The 19,841-nt window shown below is 63.6% G+C and carries 18 protein-coding genes and 1 pseudogene; 5 read left to right on the forward strand and 14 right to left on the reverse strand.

What is annotated here, in order from left to right:
• Window positions 1-376: 376 nt before the first annotated feature.
• The 6 genes and pseudogenes from QFZ91_RS02000 to QFZ91_RS02025 form a co-directional block, all read right to left on the reverse strand.
• A pseudogene (locus QFZ91_RS02000) lies at window positions 377-722 on the reverse strand (helix-turn-helix domain-containing protein); the annotation flags it as partial.
• Window positions 723-872: 150 nt separating this feature from the next.
• Window positions 873-1,703 carry an ATP-binding cassette domain-containing protein gene (locus tag QFZ91_RS02005; protein ID WP_429566051.1) on the reverse strand — a complete coding sequence of 277 codons (831 nt, stop codon included), beginning with the start codon at window positions 1,701-1,703 and terminating at the stop codon, window positions 873-875.
• Window positions 1,703-2,713 (reverse strand): ABC transporter permease, encoded by a 1,011-nt coding sequence (locus QFZ91_RS02010; protein WP_176111800.1) that lies wholly within the window; start codon window positions 2,711-2,713, stop codon window positions 1,703-1,705. The genes QFZ91_RS02005 and QFZ91_RS02010 overlap by 1 nt, the downstream gene beginning before the upstream one ends.
• Window positions 2,713-3,822, reverse strand: coding sequence for a sugar ABC transporter substrate-binding protein (locus QFZ91_RS02015; protein ID WP_429566052.1), 1,110 nt, complete (start codon window positions 3,820-3,822; stop codon window positions 2,713-2,715). The genes QFZ91_RS02010 and QFZ91_RS02015 overlap by 1 nt, the downstream gene beginning before the upstream one ends.
• Window positions 3,823-4,209: 387 nt before the next feature.
• Window positions 4,210-4,836 carry a uracil-DNA glycosylase family protein gene (locus QFZ91_RS02020; RefSeq protein WP_429566053.1) on the reverse strand — a complete coding sequence of 209 codons (627 nt, stop codon included), beginning with the start codon at window positions 4,834-4,836 and terminating at the stop codon, window positions 4,210-4,212.
• A 45-nt stretch (window positions 4,837-4,881) separates the two neighbouring features.
• Window positions 4,882-5,430 carry a DUF488 family protein gene (locus tag QFZ91_RS02025; protein ID WP_368715207.1) on the reverse strand — a complete coding sequence of 183 codons (549 nt, stop codon included), beginning with the start codon at window positions 5,428-5,430 and terminating at the stop codon, window positions 4,882-4,884.
• A 240-nt stretch (window positions 5,431-5,670) separates the two neighbouring features.
• On the opposite strand from QFZ91_RS02025, the gene QFZ91_RS02030 reads away from it, so the two are divergent.
• A complete protein-coding gene (locus QFZ91_RS02030; protein ID WP_429566054.1) occupies window positions 5,671-7,071 on the forward strand; it encodes an MFS transporter in 1,401 nt (466 codons plus the stop codon).
• Between the two features lie 32 nt (window positions 7,072-7,103).
• Here the strand turns inward: QFZ91_RS02030 and QFZ91_RS02035 are convergent, their stop codons facing one another.
• Together QFZ91_RS02035 and QFZ91_RS02040 are read right to left on the reverse strand one after the other, a co-directional pair.
• Entirely contained in the window at window positions 7,104-8,069 is a 966-nt protein-coding gene (locus QFZ91_RS02035; RefSeq protein WP_429566055.1) for a sulfonate ABC transporter substrate-binding protein, read from the reverse strand.
• 104 nt (window positions 8,070-8,173) lie between these two features.
• Entirely contained in the window at window positions 8,174-9,001 is an 828-nt protein-coding gene (locus tag QFZ91_RS02040) for a MetQ/NlpA family ABC transporter substrate-binding protein (protein WP_429566056.1), read from the reverse strand.
• Window positions 9,002-9,233: 232 nt separating this feature from the next.
• Between QFZ91_RS02040 and QFZ91_RS02045 the strand changes: the two genes are divergently transcribed.
• From QFZ91_RS02045 to QFZ91_RS02055, 3 genes are all read left to right on the forward strand, one after another.
• Complete coding sequence (locus QFZ91_RS02045) at window positions 9,234-9,434, forward strand: hypothetical protein (protein WP_429566057.1); 201 nt, start codon at window positions 9,234-9,236, stop codon at window positions 9,432-9,434.
• Window positions 9,435-9,586: 152 nt separating this feature from the next.
• Window positions 9,587-10,876, forward strand: a complete 1,290-nt coding sequence (gene soxC / locus QFZ91_RS02050; RefSeq protein WP_429566058.1) for a sulfite dehydrogenase — start codon at window positions 9,587-9,589, stop codon at window positions 10,874-10,876.
• Window positions 10,869-11,492 (forward strand): c-type cytochrome, encoded by a 624-nt coding sequence (locus tag QFZ91_RS02055; protein ID WP_429566059.1) that lies wholly within the window; start codon window positions 10,869-10,871, stop codon window positions 11,490-11,492. The genes soxC and QFZ91_RS02055 overlap by 8 nt, the downstream gene beginning before the upstream one ends.
• A 40-nt stretch (window positions 11,493-11,532) precedes the next feature.
• Here the strand turns inward: QFZ91_RS02055 and QFZ91_RS02060 are convergent, their stop codons facing one another.
• The 6 genes from QFZ91_RS02060 to QFZ91_RS02085 form a co-directional block, all read right to left on the reverse strand.
• The gene (locus QFZ91_RS02060; protein ID WP_429566060.1) at window positions 11,533-11,973 is read right to left on the reverse strand and encodes a MarR family winged helix-turn-helix transcriptional regulator; all 441 of its coding nucleotides are present in this window, start codon (window positions 11,971-11,973) and stop codon (window positions 11,533-11,535) included.
• Window positions 11,974-12,000: 27 nt separating this feature from the next.
• Window positions 12,001-13,896, reverse strand: coding sequence for an FAD-binding monooxygenase (locus QFZ91_RS02065; RefSeq protein ID WP_429566061.1), 1,896 nt, complete (start codon window positions 13,894-13,896; stop codon window positions 12,001-12,003).
• A 128-nt stretch (window positions 13,897-14,024) separates the two neighbouring features.
• Entirely contained in the window at window positions 14,025-14,234 is a 210-nt protein-coding gene (locus tag QFZ91_RS02070) for a hypothetical protein (RefSeq protein ID WP_176383895.1), read from the reverse strand.
• Window positions 14,235-14,253: 19 nt separating this feature from the next.
• The gene (locus QFZ91_RS02075; protein WP_429566633.1) at window positions 14,254-16,086 is read right to left on the reverse strand and encodes an extracellular solute-binding protein; all 1,833 of its coding nucleotides are present in this window, start codon (window positions 16,084-16,086) and stop codon (window positions 14,254-14,256) included.
• Window positions 16,087-16,417: 331 nt separating this feature from the next.
• On the reverse strand, window positions 16,418-17,743 hold the full coding sequence (locus tag QFZ91_RS02080; RefSeq protein ID WP_429566062.1) for an MFS transporter: 1,326 nt from the start codon (window positions 17,741-17,743) through the stop codon (window positions 16,418-16,420).
• 125 nt (window positions 17,744-17,868) lie between these two features.
• Window positions 17,869-18,828 carry an MBL fold metallo-hydrolase gene (locus QFZ91_RS02085; protein ID WP_429566063.1) on the reverse strand — a complete coding sequence of 320 codons (960 nt, stop codon included), beginning with the start codon at window positions 18,826-18,828 and terminating at the stop codon, window positions 17,869-17,871.
• A gap of 207 nt (window positions 18,829-19,035) precedes the next feature.
• Between QFZ91_RS02085 and QFZ91_RS02090 the strand changes: the two genes are divergently transcribed.
• A complete protein-coding gene (locus QFZ91_RS02090; RefSeq protein ID WP_429566064.1) occupies window positions 19,036-19,839 on the forward strand; it encodes an IclR family transcriptional regulator in 804 nt (267 codons plus the stop codon).
• Window positions 19,840-19,841 lie beyond the last annotated feature (2 nt).

A 19,841-nucleotide genomic window follows, 5' to 3' on the forward strand; every position in this document is an offset into this window, starting at 1 on the left:
GGTAATGCGGCTTACCCAGCATCTGGGTTAAAGGCGGAAAAGTCGAGGCTAAGGGTCGGGTAGAGATGGCCACCGTTGCCCGGCGAGCATCCGACCGAGAGCGTTAAGTTTTATTCGATGCCTGCCATCGGCCGCAGGAATGTGCATGCCTTTGCGCGTGTCGGCAGGCGTCGAATAGGCCCGATGGAGGAAACCGCGGAGGGGCCCAACGCGGTTGGAGGCTTTGGCTGCCCACGTTCCTCAAGACTGAGCGCCACCTGTCGGTCATCGGTACGGGCGGGCCGCCGGGCCAACCTGCTAATTTTCGTCGCACTCTCGGGCGCCACCATTTACATCTACACGTGAGTCAAATTGAACGGAAAAGCCCCGATCTTACGCTCGACGCCTGGCTGGCCCGATAGCCGGCCTGCCCACTATTACGCTTGATCTCGCGACAGATCGTGGACGGTGATCGTGACAGTCGCCGGGCGATTGACTGAATCGAATCGCCCGCGACGAGGCCTCGGGAAATCTCCTCGCGCTCGGCAAGCGTCAGCGCCGACTTCGATGGCCGGCGTGGTGCAGGCTGGATTCCTCCAGTTTGCGCCAGAATTCTCTGTACCGACGAATGATTGCGGTTAAATAGCTGGGGCGATGTGCTGCAGCGAATAGCCTTTACGCCAGCGTTCCCACATCAATGCCTTCTGGCTTTCGCTGTAATAGATCCGGCGCCTCTGTTTCATTTGCAACACTCCCGCCGCTCATGCGGCGTTCATTGTGTCGCATCGACCGGTTGAATCCGCCTGTTCCAGTACACGGACTACATCGCGCCGGGCGATCCGCGCATGGTCAGCGTGAACGCGAAGATCGATTTCTGATTCCGAGCAACGGGCTCACTGCGCGCCGCCGGCGCGCATGGCCCGGTATTCCCGCTGCACGATGTCCATCAGTTCCGCCACCGAAGTCAGCGCGCTCTGTTGCTCGTAGGTCACGCGGCCTCGCTGCATCAACATGATGCGATCCGCGATATCGAGCGTCTGCGCATAGTTGTGCATGATCATGATGATCGACAGGCCGCCTTTTTCCTTCAAGCGCATCAGCAGGTCGATGATGAGCCCCGCCTCGCGCGCGCCCATCGCGGCGAGCGGCTCGTCGAGCAACAGGATCTTCGCGTTCGAATGCACCGCGCGCGCCACGGCGATCGCCTGGCGCTGGCCGCCCGACAGACGTTCCACGGGCAAATCCACCGAAGGCACGTGCACGCCGATATCGTCGAGACATTGCGCCGCGCGCTCGCGCATCTGCTTGTGGTCGAGCAGCCTGAACGGTCCGCGCCGCACGATTTCGCGATTCAGGAACATGTTGTGGTAGATGCTTAGCGAATTCGCGAGCGCGAGATCCTGATACACGCATTCGATGCCGAGAGAGCGCGCATGATCGACTGAGCGCAACAGCGTCTCCTCGCCGTCGATGTGGAGCGTGCCGCTCGTTTGCTGATGAAAGCCCGTGAGGATCTTCACGAGGGTGGACTTGCCCGCGCCGTTGTCGCCGAGGATGCCGAGGATCTCGCCCTTGCCGAGCGTGAGCGAGACGCCGTCGAGCGCCGTCACCGCGCCGAAGCGTTTGACGAGGTTGTCGCCTTGCAACGCGCGCGGCGTGTTCGCGCCGCCGGGCGCAGCGGAGGTGGCGTTCGCGCCCGCCGAGGAGGTCTGCGATTGGTCCATCAGCGTCCACCCTTGCGGCGAATGCGCCCAACGTGGATGTTGAAGATCATCGCCGCCAGAATCGCGGCGCCAAGAATGATGTTGAACGTAAACGCGTTGATGCCGATCAGCGTAAAGCCGTCGTTGAGAATGCCGAGCACCGCCGCGCCGATGAGACCGCCCACGATGGTGCCCGAGCCGCCCGTCAGCGGGGTGCCGCCGATCACGGCGGCGGCCACTGCAAGGAACATGATCTGGTTGCCGCCGGCCTGCGGGTCGATCGAAGTAATGCGAAAGGCTTCGAGCATGCCGGTGAAGCCCGCCAGTACCGCGGCGAGGACGAAGTTGCCGAGGCGCAGCCGCTTCACATGAATGCCGGCCTCGCTCGCGCCGAGCGGATTCGCACCCGCGGCCTGCGTGTGCAGGCCCCAGCGTGTATGCCGCAACAGCACGTGCATCGCGAACGCGATCACGAGGGTCCAGATGATCTCGCTGTAGCCCCACGCGCCCATGACCGCGGCGAACGCGGGCGAGCCGGGCGTGGGGGCGGGCGTGCCGCGCGAGATCGTGAGCGTGATGCCGTTGATCAGAAAGAGCGTACCGAGCGTCGTGACGAACGAGGGCAGCCGCAGCCACACCGTCACCGCTCCGTTCACGAAGCCGACCGCGCCCGCCGCCACGAGCCCCGCGATCACGGCGAGCCACATCGGCGCGCCCGCGTCATTCGCGAACACCATCATGAATGGCGCGAACGCGAACACCATGCCCGCCGACAGATCGATGTCGCCGCCGATCATCAACATGATTTCGCCGAACGCGATGATCGCCACCGGCGCGATGAACTGCGACAGGTTGACGAGGCTCGCGTTGGTGAGCAGGAAATCGTGGTTCGCGAATTCGAAGTAGGCGGCCAGCAGCACGGCCACGAGCAGGATGCGCAGCTCGGCCGCCCATTGAGACGCGAATGAAACGCCCGCGCGCCGGGGCGCGCGGACTGCTTCGGTGTTGCTGGTTTCGTTCACTGTGTTCATCAGGACTTGATTGCGCCGGACCGCGGGACGATTTGCTGCTTATCGGTCTTGCCTTCGAAGCGCGTCGAGGTATTGAGGTACGGCTCGACGTTTTCCTTGGTCACGAACTTCAGGCCGGTGTTGATTTCGGCCGGTCCGACGAGGCCGCCCGAGCTGAGGAACACGAACGCCTGCATCACCGTATAGAAACCTTGAACGTACGGCTGCTGGTCGATGGTGAAGTCGAGGTAGCCTTCGTGGATCAGTTGGATCGTGGTCGGCAGCAGGTCGAAGCCGCCGCCGTGCACGCCCTTCGCGGGCAGGTTCGATTCCTTCATCACCTGCGCGACGCCCTGCGTGCTGCCCGCATCCACGGCGAACATGCCCTTCAGGTCCTGGTGTCCCAGATAGAACGCCTTGATCTTCGACAGTTCCTCGTTGACGGTCGCGCCCGTGGCCACGGTCTGGATGTCGATCTTCTTGCCGGACTTCTTGATCGCGTCGCTCGCCCCGTCCATGCGCGGCTGGATGTTGAGCTGCCCCGGCGTCGCAATGAACAGCGCGACCATGCCGCTGTCGATCAGGCTCACGATGCGCTCGCCCATCTGGTAGCCGGACAGATACAAGTCCTGGCCGATATACGCGAGGCGCGGATTCTTCTTGCCGCGCGGCGCGTCGGCGTTATAGGCGAACACCGGAATGCCGGCGTCGAGCGCGGCCTGGATCGGTTTGTCGAAAGCGCTCGGATCGACGATCGGCACCGCGATGGCGTCGGCCTTCGCGGCGATCGCCGAATTCACGGCGCGGACCATTTCGCCGGCGTCGGAGGTGGCCGAGCCGGTCCACTGATAATCCATGTTGAGCAGCGAGCAGGCATCCTGAATGCCGTATTGCGTCGGCACGAAGAACGGGTTGGTGGTGACGTGATTGACGAACACGATCTTCCACTTCTTGTGCGACGGAAACGCCGACTCCGCTGCTTGCGCGCTGCCGATCAGCCCGCCCGCGCCGCCTAGCGCACCCATCAGCGAAAGCGCCGCGCCGAGTCCGGCGCCCTGCATCAGCCCGCGCCGAGTCGGATTGAAACAGTTGTTGCCTTGTTGCTGGTTGTCATCCCGTTGCTGTGCCATCTCATCCTCCGATTCTTCTCTTCGTTGGTCGATGCGCTCGACGTTGCGTCGATCGTGTGCAGATGCTGGAAGGCACCGGGAGTGCGCTGGGCAGCGCGAGACTTTGGCGTGGCGACGTGCAACCCCGATTCGAGGCGCTCGATACGCGCCGTGCGGTACCGCAAAAATGTTAGTGCAGTGCGGTTGCACCGCCTAATCCATGTATACCCGCACCATTCCGAAGAGTGGGACGGCGGGGTTACGAAGTTGTGGATAGTGGCGCCCGACGGGGTGCAATGGATGGTCTGCGCCGCTGTCGGCGGGCTGGCGAAAGCGCGGCGCGGCACCGGGTGGCGCACCGCAGCACCCAGGACGCGGACGCGGCCGCCGCTTCGTGGTGCGCGGCGCTCAAAGCGTTTCGCCCGCCAACACCATCGCGACATGCGCACGCAACGTCGGCAACACTTCGCCTTCGAACCACGGATTGCGCTTGAACCACGCCACATTGCGCGGCGACGGATGCGGCAGCGGCATCACATGGGGTCCAAACTCGGCCCATCTGACGAGCGTATCGGTCGAGGTCGGGCCAAACGCGTCGCCGAGGCCAACGCGCTGCGCGTATTGTCCGATCAGCAGCGTCAATTTCACCGAGCGCATCCGCGCGAGCAATTGGCCATGCCAGCGGCGCGCGCACTCGGGGCGAGGCGGCAGGTCGCCGCTCGCGCCGCGGCCCGGAAAACAGAAGCCCATCGGCACGATGGCGAACCTGGACGCGTCGTAGAAGGTCGTGTCGTCGACGCCGAGCCACGTGCGCAGGCGCGCGCCGCTCGCGTCGCTCCAGGGCACCCCGGACGCATGCACGCGCGCGCCCGGAGCTTGCCCGATGACCAGAATACGCGCGCTCGCGGACGCCGCAAGCACGGGTCGGGGCGCGTGCGGCAGCATGGGCGCGCACAGCGTGCAGGCGCGGATATCGCGAAGCAGCGTGTCGAGCGACGTGTCGTGTTTCGACGCACGTTTGGTGGTAACGGCCATAAAGCGGTGCGGGGTGACTGGCGTGCAGTCGTGTCTTGAGTCGGCTCAGTTCTGCGCCTCAGCCGGATAGATCAGCGTGCCGTCGGCCTGGGGCTCGGCGCCAGGCGTCATCGTGGCGGCGTTCGTGTGATGCGCGTCCATGATGTGCAGCACGGTTTCATCGTGCATCAGCAGATAGTCCGTAATGATACGCCGGTGGCAACGCCACCAGACCGCTTCCGAGCACATGATCGCGCAGCGCTGCCGATGACCGAGCGTCAGCAGTTGCGCCAGTCCCTCGCGGAACGCGTCGCTCATTGCATAGTCGGCATAGTTGCGAAAGGCAGGATGCGTCCAGTACGCATTCGGCGACGGCGCGTCGTCCTTGCGCCTGCTGCGGCGTCCGCCGAGTGCGGCGAGATGCACGTAGTCGATATGCTCCGCTGCGAGCGAGGCGGGCAGCGTGTCGCGATTGAACTGCGGGTTGGTCCGCGAGCGCGGGATGCTGCGCACGTCGACCAGCAAGGCGATCTGCTCGCCTTTCAGTAAGTCGACGAATTCCTGCAACGGACGCGTCGAATGGCCGATCGTGTAAAAAGGGCGTTTTGTTTTCATGGGTGCCTCGCCGACGCCGATCGCGGCGACGATTCCTACACGGCTACAACCTTTGGCGCAGTAAGGTCAACTGCGTCCCGATTCAGGCGCCGCATGTGCCATGCCTGACGAGCCGGGTGGCCATCATCCCGGTATCCGGTGCAATCTTGCTCCCGCGAGTCAGAGTTGCAACAATGCACCCGCGATGGCCGCCGCGCGGCACGCCGTCGCCCGCGTCTTTTCTTTCGACCCGCTTGCATCATGACCGACGGCCTGCCCAATCCCCAACGCGCTTTGGCATACCTCGCGATCGCCATCGCGATGACGATGTCGGTGCTCGATACCTCGATCGTCAACGTCGCGCTGCCCACCATCAGCAACGACCTGGCGGTATCGCCGGCGAATGCGATCTGGGTCGTCAACGCGTATCAGCTGGCGATCACGGTGTCCTTGCTGCCGCTCGCGGTGCTCGGCGACGGCCTCGGCTACAAGCGTGTCTGCTGCTACGGACTCGTGCTCTTCACGCTGGCGTCGTTCGCCTGCGCGAATGCGCACACGCTGCTGGTGCTGGCGGTCGCGCGCGTGTTTCAGGGCTTCGGCGCGGGCGGCATCATGAGCGTGAGTATCGCGCTGGTGCGCTTCGTTTTTCCGAAGGCACGGCTTGGTGTCGGTGTCGGTTTATCGTCGCTGGTGGTGGCCGTTTCGTCGGCGGCGGGGCCGAGCATCGCGTCGGCGATTCTGTCGGTCGCGCACTGGCAGTGGCTGTTCCTCGTCAACGTGCCACTCGGCGTGCTGGCGCTGTCGATCGGCGCGCGCACTTTGCCGGTGACACCGGAATCGGGCGCTCGCCTGAGCGGCCTGAGCGTCCTGCTCAACGCGCTCACCTTCGGCCTGCTGATCTCGGGTCTCGCCGCTTTCAAGCAGCCGGGGGCGACGCAGCGCGGCGCCGCGATGGTCGCGCTCGCACTGGTGGCCGGTGTGCTGTTCGTGCGGCGCGAAAGCCGGCTCGCGAAGCCGATGCTGCCCATCGACCTGCTGCGCATGCCGGTGTTTTCATTGTCGATGGCGACGTCGATCTGCTCGTTCGCGGCACAGACGATGGCGTACATCGTGCTGCCGTTCTATTTCGAGCAGACGCTGAAGCTATCGGAAACCCAAACCGGCTTTCTGATGACACCGTGGCCGCTCGTGACCGCGTTGATCGCGCCGGTTGCGGGCCGGCTGTCCGACCGGTGGGCTCCGGGACGCATTAGCAGCGTCGGGCTCGTCGTGTTCGGCTGCGGACTCGCGATGCTCTGCCAGCTCGGCGACACGGCGACGCGTTTCGACATCGTGTGGCGGCTCGCGGTCTGCGGCCTCGGCTTCGGCATCTTTCAGTCGCCGAACAATCGCGTAATCATCGGCAGTGCGCCGCGGCATCGCAGCGGCGGCGCCTCCGGCCTGCAGGCGATGGGACGTCTGCTCGGCCAGTCGAGCGGCGCGGTGGCGGTGTCGATCGTGTTCGGGCTCGTGCACGGCCGGCACCTGACGCTGATTGCGGGCATTGGTGCGGCGCTCGCGTTGATCGCGGCCTGCGTGAGTTCGGTGCGGCGCATGACGGAGTACAGCGACGCCCCGCAGGAATCACAGGCTACGCCAACGCGGCCGGTCTCCGAGCGTTGACGGGGGACGGCGTCGTTGCACCGCCGGTGCGTTTACGCGAGATTTGAAGGCGCCGCCTTCAGCACGTCGACGTGCTTCGGAATCAGGCCGAGATCGAGGAACGTATCGGCGATCTGTTGCTGCTCGCCGAGAATCGCGCGGGTAATCGGCTGCGTGCCGAACTGCTGACGCCGCACCGCAGCGTCCACGACCTGTTTCGGCAGACCCCATAGCTGCGCGAGTTCGCTCGCGAGCTGATCCTTGTTCTGCTTGCCCCACTCATCGACCTTGTCGAGCTCTTCGATCACGATGCGGATCACGTCGGGATTGTTCGCCGCATAACTCTGCGACGAGAAGTAGAACGCGCGATTGCCGACTACGCCGCTCGCATCGGCGATCACGCGAGCGCCGAGCGAATGCTCCGCCGCGGCGAAGAACGGATCCCAGATGACCCACGCGTCGATCGACGCGCGCTCGAACGCCGCGCGCGCATCGGCGGGCGCGAGGAACACGAGCTTTACGTCGCCGTATTGCAGGCCATGCTGACGCAGCAGCTTGACGAGAAAGTAGTGGACATTGCTGCCTTTGTTGAGCGCGATCCGCTTGCCCTTCAGGTCCGCGACCGAGCGGATCGTCGATTGCGGCGGCACCAGCACCGCTTCCGACTGCGGTCGCTTGTCGGTCGCCGCCACATAGGCCAACGGTGCGCCGGCGGCCTGCGCGAAGATCGGCGGTGCTTCGCCGACATCGCCGAAATCGATCGAGCCGACGTTCAGTGCTTCCAGTTGCACGGGGCCCGCCGCGAACTCGGTCCATGTCACCGATACGTTCAGCGGCGCGAGCCGTTTCTCGAGCGTACCCCGGCCCTTCAGCAGATTCAGATAACCCTTCTGGTTACCGACGCGCAGCGTACGCGCATTGCCTTGCGCGAACGAAAGCGGCGCTGCCGCGGCCGCCGCGGCGCCGAGCGACAGTTTCAGAAAGGTGCGGCGGTCGTGGAGCGTTCTGGTAATGGACATGACGGGCGATACGATCAGGAGGGCAATGAAGAAGGCAGGAGGCGCGGCGGCCGAAGCGCCGCCGCTCGAGTCGCGAGTGATTCGTGCGTGATTCGGGTGTCGGATCAGTGCTGGGGCGCGCCATCCCATGCGGGCAGCGTGGCGCCGTGATAGACGGTCAGGATCGCCGAGGCGACGTTGGCCTGCTGGTAGCTATCGACGATCGTCTTCACCCACGCAGCGTTCGCGTCTTTCGCGTTGACCGCGATGAAGTTGCGATAAGGATTGCCCGGTACCTTCTCCTGCGCGATGCGTTCCTGCGGAATCTTGATGCCCGCCTTGATCGCCCAGTCGGTATTGACGACGGCGGCGTCGAGGTCGCCGATCGCACGGCCGACGATGCCCGCGTCGAGCTCTTTGATCTGGATGTGCTTCGGATTGTCCGCGATGTCGCGCGCGGTCGGCAGCAGGCCGACGTCGGGGCGCAGCTTGATCAGCCCGTTCGCCTGCAGCAGAAGCAGCGCGCGGCCTTCGTTGCTCGGATCGTTCGGCACGCCGATCGTCGCATTCTGCGGCAGCGCCGCGATCGATTTCACCTTGCGCGAGTAGAGACCGATGGGCTGCACGTAGGTGTAGCCGACGGGCACGATCTGATAGTGGCGCGCGGCGATCTGCGCATCGAGATACGGCTTGTGCTGGAACGAGTTCGCATCGAGGTCGTGTTCGGCGAGCGCTTCGTTCGGCTGCGTATAGTCGGAGAAGGTCGTGATCTTGACGGTGATGCCCTGCCTGGCCGCATTGGCGGCGACCGCACGCCACACGTCTTCGTCCTCGCCGGACATGATGCCGACTCGCACCGTTTGTCCTGCCGCAAGCGCCGGTTGCGCGCTGACGATGCCGCATGTAACGAGAATCGAGAGGAGTGCGGCCCTGAGTGCTTTGGTCGTGGTCATGTCTGGAATGCGATCGAAGTGAAGGTCCGCAGATCGTAGAGAGGCGCTCGTTAGCGCACAAATAATATCGAGCGCTATCGTTATCGCGGTTGAGCGTAAGCGGACAACCCGTTTCGTCGGCACCGCCAGACCGACATTGCATCGGCGGCGCAAAGCATTGCACAAATGCTTGTTTGCACAAGCACGCGCTGCTGACTAGATTCGATGCATGCCATCAGCAGGAGGGCGCACGATGTCATTGAATCTCGCATCGTTCTATCGCCGGGCCGTGTCCGGCTCCTTGGAAGCCGTGCGGCAGCGGGTCCATCGCGACCAGCCGCGCGACGATCCCGAGCGACTCGAGCGCATTGCGACTTACGCGCGCGCGGGATACTTCAATATGGGCTATACGCTCGAATCGTTTAGCGTGATCGCGGAAATCGCACCGGATTGACGGTGTCATCGGTGAGTTGTGCGCGTGCTTGTGCGCGCGCGGCATATCGCTGGCCGTCATAACCTTAGTCGCAATCGGCTTTGATCGGGGCGCGCACACTGCCTATACTCGTGCGCTTGTCGATCAACCCAGGCCGCCTCGCCGGCACGAGCATGTCGCGACCTCCACGTATCACTAGCGACGCGCATGATGCGTCGAAACCCGCGTCGCCGCGTCGGCGCCTGTTGGGCGGTCTCGCGCTGTCCGCGTTGGCCGCGCCGAACCTGAAGGCGGCGACGCTGCTGAAGCCGCTGGGCGTCGATCCGTGGACACAAACTCCCGGCGCGCCGATTCTCGAGCATCCGTACGGGCTGCCGTCGCCGCGCGAGTCGAACGTAATTCGTCGTGCCGCGCGGGCGTGGCCGATGCCGGGCGCCGCATCGTCGCTGACGCCGCTCGCGGATCTGCATGGCTCGATCACGCCGAATGGGCTCGTCTATGAGCGCCATCATGCCGGGGTGCCCGATATCGATCCAGACACGCACCGACTCGTGATTCATGGTCTCGTGCGCGAGCCGAAGCTCTTCACGATGGACGATCTGCTGCGCCTGCCTTCGGAGTCGCGCATCCATTTTCTCGAGTGTTCGGGGAACACGGCGAGCGAATGGAAAGGACCGAGCGGGCTCCCTGTGCAGATCACGCATGGACTGCTGTCGTGCTGCGAGTGGACCGGCGTCAGGCTGTCGACGCTGCTCGAAGCCGTCGGCGGACGCACGCTGAGCAGCGACAGCGCAACGCCGCAATGGCTGCTCGCCGAAGGCGCGGACGCCGCCGCGATGACACGCAGTTTGCCGCTCGATCGGATTTTGGACCGCGCGCTCGTCGTCTATGCGCAAAACGGCGAACGCCTGCGGCCGGAGAACGGCTATCCGCTGCGTCTGTTGGTGCCGGGCTTCGAGGGCAATACCAACGTGAAATGGCTGCGGCGGCTGAAAGTCGTCGATGCGCCCTTGCAGACGCGCGAAGAGACGTCCAAATACACGGGCATCCTGCCCGACGGCCGCGCGCGTCAATTCGTGTTCGAGATGGACGCGAAGTCGGTGATCACGCGGCCTTCCGCCGGACAGCGGCTGACCGCGCAGGGCTTCTATCCGATCGTCGGGCTCGCGTGGTCGGGGCGGGGAGCGATTCGCAAGGTCGAGGTATCGACCGACAGTGGAGCCACCTGGCAGGCCGCAGTGCTCGACGAGCCCGCGCGCGATCGCGCGTTGACCCGCTTCCAGGCCGGCTTCGTGTGGAACGGTGCGCCGACCGCCATCCTGTCGCGCGCGACGGATTCTACCGGCTACGTTCAACCGACGCGCGAAGCGCTCGTCGCAGCGCGTGGTCTGAACTCGAACTATCACTACAACGGCATTCAGCAGTGGCGCATCGAAGCCGATGGGAGCGTTAAAAATGCGTGAGCCTGTGCGGTTCGGTGCTTCGAAATCGAAAACGATGCGCGCTCTGCTCGCATGGGCCACGGCTAGCAGTCTGCTCGCTGGCTGTTCGTCTTCATTCGATGCAACGCGCGACGCGCAGTCCGCTGCCGCCGCGCAAGCGCGCTGGCGTTCATCCGTCGACGCGATCGGCAAGCCTGTCAGCGAAGCCGATCTAAGCGCGTGGAATATCGATGTCGCACCGAACGGCCACGGCTTGCCCGACGGCAGCGGCGACGTCGCAACGGGTGGCCGCATTTTCGCGGCGAAATGCGCGGCCTGTCATGGCGCGAAAGGCGAGGGGCTGATCGGCGATCAGCTGATCGGTGGAGCGGGCACGCTCGCGACCGCGAATCCGAAGCGCACCGTTGGCAGCTACTGGCCGTATGCGACGACGCTATTCGACTATATAAACCGGGCGATGCCGTATAACGCGCCGCAGTCGCTGAGCGCGGACGAGGTGTATGCGCTCAGCGCGTGGATCTTGAACCGCAACGGCATCGTGCCGGACGATGCGCGTCTCGACGCGCATTCGCTCGCCGCTATCCGCATGCCGAACCGGGATGGCTTCGTGCCCGACCCTCGACCGGGCAAGCTTTGACAGGCGTTCGGCCGGCGGGCTTATCGGAGCGGTACGGGAATTAATCCTGCGGCGGCAACAGTGCCGCAAGCAGCCGGCGCAACTGCGCCAATTCGCTTGCCGTCAGCCGTTCAGTGAGAATGCGCTCGACCTGCTCGACGCGCGGACGCAAGGCCGCAAGCTGCTTCTTACCGGCAGCGGTGAGATACAGCACATAACTGCGCTTGTCGACAGGATCGTCGGCGCGCTCGATCTGGCCATTGCGCACCATACGTGCAACCAGATCGGCGATCGTCGAACGATCCACATCCAGCTTGTCTCCGAGTTGCCGCTGACTGACGCCTGGTGTCTCCTGTAAGACCTCGAGCGCCGCGTACTGCACGCTCGTGATCTCCGCGGAAACCTCGCTCAGCCAGACCGCTGCATGGCGCTGTTGGGCACGGCGCACCAGACTGCCAGTAAATTTGGGGAGCGCGCCGGCGTCTTCAGGTTTGATCGGCAATTTCGGAGTGTCGGATTTAGTTATGGCTTAACGCACGCGAAAGATGGGCCGGAAGAAGGCATTCAACTCCGCGTACGCATTCAATGGGAGAACATGGGCCACGTATTGGTCGGGACGTACCACCACCAGTGCGCCTTGTTCGCGATCGATGCCGCGCTCGTCGAAGATATCAGTCGTCGCGTCGCTCGTAAATGCCTTTTCGTAGTCGATCAGACCGTGGCGACCCTTGCGCGGCAGCAGCAGAGCGGCGATGTCCTGGAGACGGACTTCGCGATGCGGCTGTTGCAATACCGCGCGCAGATCGAGAACGCTGTCCACGTCGGCGTCCTGCGGCGTGAAGAGCCGCAAAACGGATTCCGGCGATTTGTCGAGATACTCGCACAACGCATTCAGCGCACGACCCGACGCGTCCGCAAAAGCGTACAGACGCCAACGGCCGTCGGCTTGCGCCGCATGCCCGAGATGGAACGGTTTTGCATCAGCGAGGCGAACCACAGGCGACGAGTGAAAGCGCGTGCCGATCGTAAAGCCTTTGGCGAGCGCCTGATGCGTCGCTTCGCCGGTCAGGGTGGCCGGCCGGTAACGCGTCGCGACGCCTGCCGTGTAGCGGCCAGCGCGAACGAAGTACGCCTGAAGCTCCGCGGGATCGACACCGCCTGCCTCGGGCCGGTTGGGGTCCTTCGGCGGAGCGGCCATCATGGCCGACCATTCCTTGTCGAAATCGATCAGCTCCTGCGCAATGGGTTGGCGCTCGTCCGAATACGTGCGCAGCAGATCGGCGTCGCTACGGCCTTCCAGCACCGCGCCGAGCTTCCAGCCGAGATTGAAGCCGTCCTGCATCGACACGTTCATGCCTTGGCCCGCTTTGGCGCTATGCGTATGGCAGGCGTCGCCAGCGATGAACACGCGCGGTTCGCGCGAAGTGCCGTCGGCGGCGATCGCGTCGTCGAAGCGGTCGGTGAGACGCTGACCGACCTCGTAGACCGAGAACCACGCGACTTCCTTGACGTCGAGCGTATAGGGATGGAGGATGCTTTGCGCCGTCTCGATGATGCGATCGACCGTGATCTGCTTGAGGTTGTCGCGATTCTCCGGGGTGACGTCGCCGAGGTCGACATAGAAGCGGACCAGATATCCGCCTTCACGCGGAATGATCAGCAGGTTGCCTTTGCTCGCGGATTGAATCGCCGCTTTCAGCCGGATGTCCGGAAAGTCGGTAACGGCCAGCGCGTCCATCACGCCCCACGCATGGTTGGCCGCGTCGCCGCGCAGCGTTTGTCCGATGGCGGTGCGTACCCGGCTACGCGCGCCGTCGCAACCGACGACATAGCGCGCGCGCACGGTCACGGTCTCGTCGAGCCGTGCGGGATCGGTGCGCCGCAGCGTGACCAGCACCGGGTATTCATTCGTATCGTCGCGCTGGACGTCGACCAGTTCGAGGCCGTAGTCCGGTTCGATCCGGCGCGCGGAGCGACGCATCACGTCGAGCAGATACTCCTGGATACGCGCCTGATTGACGATGACGTGCGGAAATTCCGAAAGACCCGTTTCGGTATCCTGAACCCGGCCGGTACGGCTGATCGCGCCGCGGTCATTTGCATCGGGTCGCCAGAATACCGTTTCATTGACCCAATAGGCTTCTTGCAGCAGGCGATCCGCGAGGCCGAACGCATTGAACATCTCGACGGTACGGCACGCTACGCCATCGGCCTGTCCCATCAGCAACGGTCCGTCGCGACGCTCGACGATGCGCGTGTTGATCGACGGGAATTGCGACAGTTGCGCCGCCAGCACGACTCCGGCAGGTCCGCTGCCGACGATCAGCACGTCGACCTTCTCCGGCATCTGCGCAGCATGTGCGTTGCCGATGGCTGGCTCGATTGTCGGATCGCCGACCCGGAAACCGTTGAGATGAAATTGCATGACGTCCTCCTCCGTTCAGTAAATATCTGCTGAACGCGAATATACTCCGTACCCCAACCATTTTGAAGTACTTCGTGCGAGGATGGATGTTTACCCTGGTTTAGAAGAGCCCTCCTGGATCGTCTGATTCAATGGCCGTGCCAATGGCCTCCATGGCCACCCCAGTAGCCGCCAATGCCGATGCCGAGGCTCACGGACGGCGGTGCGACGTAGTACCCGGGCGCATAGCCATAAGCGGGTGCCGGCTCATACCCATAGCCATAGCTGGGCGGCGGCGGTGCGACGACGCAGCCCGCGAGGCCGACCGATACGATGATTGCAACGAGTAGTCTGCTCATGATCGTTGTCCTCCAATCATCAAGGGCGTGCAAGATTCGGTCCAGCCGCCTTGCGCCACCACGTCGACAGAACCCATTCGTCGGCGGAGAAGTAAAGCGGCAGCATCGCCGGATAGGCGAGGCTGTTTCGGTACGCGATGCGATGAACCGCGGAATACCAGTGCGGGATCACGTAGTAGCCGTTCATCAACACCCGGTCGAGCGCGTGGGTCGCATCGACGAGCTGCTCATCCGTTTGCGCGCCCAGCACCTTGCGCAGGATCGCGTCGATGGCCGGCGACTTCACGCCGGCGAGATTGTCGGAGCCGGGCTCGTCCGCGTACTGGCTGCCGAAACGCGATAGCTGCTCGGTGCCTGGCACCTGCACATCGGGCAGGCGCACGGTCGTCATGTCGAAGTCGAACGCGTCGATGCGCTTTTGAATCAGTGCGAAATCGGCGGTGCGAAAGTTCATCGTGATGCCGAGCTTCTGCAGATTGCGGCCGAACGCAGCGGCGACCGGTTCCATCGACACGCCGCCGCCCGTGTCGCCGAGCAGCTCGAAGACTAATGGCTGACCGTTCGCGTTGCGCAGTGCGCCGTCGCGATACGTCCAACCCGCTTGGGCCAACAGCTCACGCGCCTTGATCAGGTTGGCGCGCAGCGATCCCGGTGGATCGGTGTTGGGCTGTTGCGGCATCTCGCCGAACACGGCGGGATCGAGTTCCTGGCGCAATGGCTCGAGAATCGCGAGTTCGCCTTCGCTGGGTTTGCCCTTGGCCTGAAGGTCCGTGTTGACGAAGAAGCTGTCGGTGCGCTTGTACTGATCGTAGAAAAGCTGCCGGTTGAGCCACTCGAAGTCGAACGCGAGATCGAGCGCCTCCCGCACGCGCACGTCCTGAAAGAGCGGCCGCCGCAGGTTGATGAAAAAGCCCTGCATGCCGACGCCATTGTGATGAGGAAACTCGCGCTTGATCAGTTCGCCGCTGTCGAAGCGCTTGCCGATATCGCGCCGCACCCAGCTCTGCGCGGTGTGTTCGACGAGCACGTCGTACTCGCCCGCCTTGAACGCTTCGAGTTGCGCGACCGCGTCGGCATACAGCTTGTAGTCGATTCGTGCGAAGTTGTGCGTGCCCACGCGGACCGGTAGCGACGCGCCCCAATAATTCGGGTTGCGCTTGTAGCTGATGGTTCGGCCGTTGTCGTATCGATCGATCAGATAATCGCCGCTTGCGATCGGCTTCTCGAACGCGAGTTGGTCGAAAGAAATCCGCGTGCCGTCCGGCCGCATGCCCCACTTGTGCGAAAACACCGGAATTCCGCCCGCGAGCAGCGGCATTTCGCGTGTCGCGACCTTGAAATCGAAGCGAATCGTGAGCCGATCGATCACCACCGCGCGCGCAATCTGCCCGAAGTACACCGCGAACTGCGGCAGCGCCTGCGGACTTTTCAGCGTGTCGAACGAGAACTTCACGTCCGCTGCGGTGACCGGATCGCCGTTCGAGAAGCGCGCTTTCGGATTGATGTGGAAGGTTGTCGACAGGCCGTCCCTGGCGACGTCGATGTCGTCGGCGAGCAGACAGTACGCGCTCGCCACTTCGTCGGCACTGCCGGTCGTCAGGCTTTCGAACATCAGTCCCAGTCCCGGTGCGGGGTTGCCTCGCAGTGTAAATGGGTTGAATTTGTCGAAGCTGGTCAGCCGGTTCGGATTCGCGAGCACGAGCGCGCCGTCGCGGGGGGCGTCGGGATTGACGTAGTCGAAGTGCTTGAAATCGGCGGGATATTTGGGCTCGCCGTATTGCGCGATCGCGTACACCGCGCAAGCGGGATCGGCACTCCATAGCGCCGATCCGCTCAGCACGAGCGCGACCATCAAGCGCCAGCTGTTGGACGAGCGGATCGTTGGACCAGTCAAAACTGCGTCCCGGTATCCGCACGGGTGCATCCACACGGCAGACGATCGAGCGGCGCGCATCAGCCGCTCGCGCCCGTCACGACATCACGATACGACGGATGTCCGGCTGGATGTCTGATGGCGGATGGCGTGGTGGACATGGCTTTTCCTTTCGATGCTGGAGCCGGTGCCATCGTGATCTGCATTAGGCGTGCCTGAATGGAGCGTCTATTGCGATTGCGCCGCGAACACTCGTTTCGCGGCGCGCAACCTGACTCTGCGACGCCAGCGGCAACCAGTCAATCACGCGTCACCGTCGCATCACATCGCCTTTGACGCCCGCCATCAACGCGCCCCCGCTAAGCACAAGCAGCCCGGCAAGAATATAAACGGCGAGATCCATACTGCCCGTCGCTGTGCGTATCCGCCCGATCACCCACGGGCTGACGATGCCGCTGGTGATGCCAATACTGCTAATAAACGCAATCCCCGACGCAGCCGCTTTCCCAGACAGATAGCCCGTAGGCACCGCCCAAAAGATCGGCAGCGCCGCGAAAATCAACACGGCAGCCAGCGACAAGATACCCAGCATCGCAGCAAAGCTGCTCAGGTGCAGCGTAAGCGCCGCAAGCGCGAGACCACCGCCCACGGTGCAGAAAGCAAAATGCCTGCGCCGTTCCCCGGTCCGATCCGACCGGCGCGCAATCAGAATCAGACCCACCGCGCCGATCGCATTCGGCACCACCGTATAAAGACTCACCGCGACCACATCCTGAACGCCGAAATCACGAATCATCAACGGCATCCAGAAGTTGAGTGTCAGCGATGCACAGGTCAGCGAAAAATAGATGAACGCGAACAGATAGACGCGCGGATTGAGCAACGCCGCAGCGAAGCTGCGACCGTGACGCCCACTGTCTTTCGCCTGACCTTGCGCGCAAAGCGCGATGAGCCGGTCCTTTTCTGCCTGCGTGAGCCAGCTCGCGTCGTGCGGCTTGTCGACCAGATAGCGCCACGACAGCAATCCGAGAATCACAGCCGGTGCGCCTTCGATCGCAAACATCCACTGCCATCCGAACAGCTTCAGCACGCCGCCCATGTCGCGCATGATCCAGCCGGAGAAAAGTCCGCCGAGCACGCCCGCGACCGCCACGCCCGCGAAAAACACCGAGATCACGGCGGCGCGCCGGCTGGCCGGAAACCAGTACGTCAGATACAGCACGATGCCTGGGAAAAAGCCCGCCTCGAACACGCCCAGCATGAAGCGCAGAACGTAAAAGTGCGCGGGCTTCGACACGAACATCATGCACATCGACGCGATGCCCCACAGCAGCATGATCCGCATGAAGGTCTTACGCGCACCGTATTTGGCCAACAGGATGTTGCTCGGCACCTCGCACAAAACATAGCCGACATAGAACACGGCTGCGCCGAGTCCATACATCGCGTCGCTGAAGCCGAGATCATGCTTCATCTGCAATTGCGCGAAGCCGATGTTGATCCGGTCCAGAAACGACACGACGTAGCAAAGAAACAGAAACGGCACGATGCGCCACGCGACCTTTCTGAACATCGAATCGTCGCTCGCGACGGACGCGGCGTGGCCAATGGCGTTGCCATCGAGGGAATGCTGCATGTCTCGCTCCAGGTGCGGAGCGCGCCTGTGCGAAGACGAGCGCGTCCGAGGCGTCTAGCGCGCCTTCACGGTTTGAAGGGGGAAAAGGAAAGACCGGACGGTCTTTCCCGGAGTGCGTGGGGCGATCAGCTCTGCAGCGCGTCCCACATTTCCTTGTCGCGCTGCGCGGTCCAGATGCGCGGATGGCTGATGCCGCTTGCTTCGTCGTAGGCTCGCGACACGTCGAACGGCAGGCAATGCTCGTAAATGAAGACGTTGCCGAACTTCGGGTCCATCGCCTTGCGCGTCAGCGCCATCGCACCCTTCAGATCGAGCTTGTCCCTGAATGCGTCACGGCCCGCCTGCAATAGCGTGGTGACGAAGTCTTTCGTGTAGTCGAGGCCCTTGTTCACTTCCGCCGGCGACAGCAGCGCGGGGCCGCGGCCCGGCACCAGCTTCTGCGCATTCAGCGCGCGCAATGCTTCCAGCGTTGCCGGCCATTGTTCGAGTTGCGCGTCGCCGCAGTAACAGGCCGCGTCGTACTCGACCAGGTCGCCGGAGAACAACACCTTCTGCGACGGCAGCCAGACGATCGTGTCGCCCTTCGTGTGGCCCGAGCCGAGATGCGCGATGCGCACTTCGAGCTTGCCGAGAAAGAGCGTCATTTCCTTTTCGAACACCAGCGTCGGCCACGTCAGGCCGGGCACCGTTTCGACGCCTGCAAAAAGGCGCGGGAAGCGTTCGATTTCCGACTTCATATCGGCTTCACCGCGCTCGACGATCATTTCGTAAGTGCCGCGGCTGGCGATCACCTGCTGCGCGCCTTCCTTGAAGTACGCCGACGCGCCCAGCACGCGCACCGCATGATAGTGCGACAGCACGACGTATTTGATCGGCTTGTCGGTGACGCTGCGAATCTTCGCGATCAGGTCTTGCGCCATGGCCGGCGTGGCGGTGGTGTCGACGATCAGCACGCCGTCGTCGCCGACGATCACGCCCGAGTTAGGGTCGCCCTCGGCCGTGTACGCATACGCGTTTTCCGACAATTGGGTCCACGTGATCTTCTTTTCTTCCAGGTCGGCCTGGGATGCGAAAGCCTTCGCCATGTCTGTCTCCGTCTCGCGACTCGTTGGGGGATGACTAATAGTCGTCGTCGCACGGATATTTGTCAATGACAAAATACCTTGTCATTAACTAAGCTAGGGTAAACTCCGTTGGTTGGTCGGCACGGTCCGATCGGATACCATCTAGGCCTTCCACGGGCGACACCGAACAGGCCGAATCTCCCCTTCGAGGCAAGGTCGGACAACACGATGGCTGATACGACAAGCGAAAAGAAACAGCGGGGCATTCAAAGCGTCGAGGTCGGCGGACGGCTGCTGCAGGCGCTGGCGCGACAGCGCGAACCGCTCGGGCTGACCGAACTGGCCGGCGAGGCGCAGTTGTCGTCGGCGCAGGCGCATACGTATCTGGTGAGCCTGACGCGGCTCGGCCTCGTCAAGCGCGACGCGCTAACCGGAAACTACGAGCCGGGGCCGCTATCGTTGCGGCTTGGCCTGATGCATATCGAACAGCAGCCCGTCTATCGCATCGCGGCGCCCCACGCGGCTGCGCTCGCGGAGCGGATCGGTCTTTGCGTCGCGATCTGCGTGGCGGGCGTGCAGGGACCGACCATCGTCCGGTACGAGAGCAGCGGTGCGCCACTGCATGTCAATCTGCACATCGGCACGGTGATGTCGCTCGAAGCGACATCGACGGGCCGCGTCTTCTGCGCGTTTTGCCCACCCGAGCAGGTCGCGGAAATGGCGCGAAGCCAGGCGCAGTCGGCGCAGCCGACGCCGGCGCGCGGCCGCGCTGCCAAAGGGTCGGCTAGCGCCCAATGGCGAAAGCGCTTCGATGAGATCCGCGCACGCGGCATCGAGCGCGGTATCGATGCGCCGAGTCCTGGCATCAGCAGTCTGAGCGTGCCGGTGTTCGATGGCGACCAACGGATGCAGCTCGCGTTGACGGCGATCGGCTCGTCGGGCTCGATCGACGTAGCGTGGGATGGCGCGGTCGCACGTCAGCTGCTCGAAACTTCCCGACGCATCACCGAAGCGCTGGTCACACCCACCTGAGA

Source organism: Paraburkholderia sp. JPY419, assembly GCF_050435705.1.
Classification (GTDB): domain Bacteria; phylum Pseudomonadota; class Gammaproteobacteria; order Burkholderiales; family Burkholderiaceae; genus Paraburkholderia; species Paraburkholderia youngii.